Source organism: Aeromicrobium phragmitis (assembly GCF_003674095.1).
GTDB lineage: Bacteria > Actinomycetota > Actinomycetes > Propionibacteriales > Nocardioidaceae > Aeromicrobium > Aeromicrobium phragmitis.
In genome coordinates this window covers 1-301 of sequence record NZ_RDBF01000275.1, presented here as the reverse complement: position 1 = coordinate 301, position 301 = coordinate 1, and the positions used below count along the sequence as shown (strand labels likewise).

Genomic DNA, 301 nt, shown 5'->3' with positions numbered 1-301 from the left:
ACCGCGACCCTGTTGGAGATCGTCGACCAGCTGTGCATCGGCATCATCCAGGCCACCGGCACGACGCTGGAGGAGATGGGCGGCAAGATCGCCGCCCTCATCGCGGGGCTGACCACGATCCAGATCACCGCGCCGGGCGCGGCGGCGATCATCATCATCTTCCTCGCCTTCCTCGCGATCACCGCCGCCGCCATCGTGTGGTTCAGCCTCCTGGTGCGCAAGGCGCTGATCCTGATCCTCGTCGTCCTCGGCCCGATCGCCCTCGCCGGAGCCGGCTGGGACGTCACCCGCGGATGGTTCT

At 68.1% G+C, this 301-nt stretch carries 1 pseudogene; it reads left to right on the top strand.

Annotated features, from left to right (window positions below):
* Positions 1-301: pseudogene (locus D9V41_RS17320) on the top strand (conjugal transfer protein TrbL); the annotation flags it as partial.